At 64.6% G+C, this 438-nt stretch carries 1 protein-coding gene; it reads left to right on the top strand.

Features of this window, described 5'->3' with window-relative positions:
- Nucleotides 1–131 precede the first annotated feature (131 nt).
- Nucleotides 132–438 (top strand): hypothetical protein (locus AACY49_RS31165; protein WP_339528186.1); only part of this gene is annotated, 307 nt, incomplete at its 3' end.

The following is a 438-nucleotide window of genomic DNA, read 5'->3' as shown; positions in this document are numbered from 1 at the left end:
GCAACGAACATCTTTACGCCACGCGGAGCGCAGCGGTTCGGGGAGCACGGCAAGCCGCCAAGCGTGCCCTCGGCCGGTCCTTCTGCGCTTATGAGGGTCCGGATTACGAGATTCACCCTGACGGGCGGGAAGTGGGCTACCTCGGCGGCGATCGGTTCTTTTACCGTCTCCGGGGGCCGGCGCTGGAAGCTGCCTCGGCCGGCGTGGTCAAGGTGCCGATGACGTTCCTTGACGATCATTCGGAACGCGATCTGCCGACGCCTGCGATCGTCCGGAAAACCCGCTCGCACTATTTCATAAGCCTTGCCGATCCTGAGCTTGCTGAGCTTGTCGATGATGCCCGGCATTACGCGACGGATGGCTGCGACTGCGAAACCGGCCTCAAGCTGGCGGCGCGGGCGCTGCTCGCCGCGATCGACAAAGGGCACACCCATGGCG

The sequence above is a fragment of the Pseudomonas sp. EL_65y_Pfl2_R96 genome, from assembly GCF_963970905.1.
Taxonomy (GTDB): Bacteria; Pseudomonadota; Gammaproteobacteria; order Pseudomonadales; family Pseudomonadaceae; genus Aquipseudomonas.
Note: the sequence above shows the minus strand (reverse complement) of the source record. Positions and strands in the feature narration are given on the sequence as shown.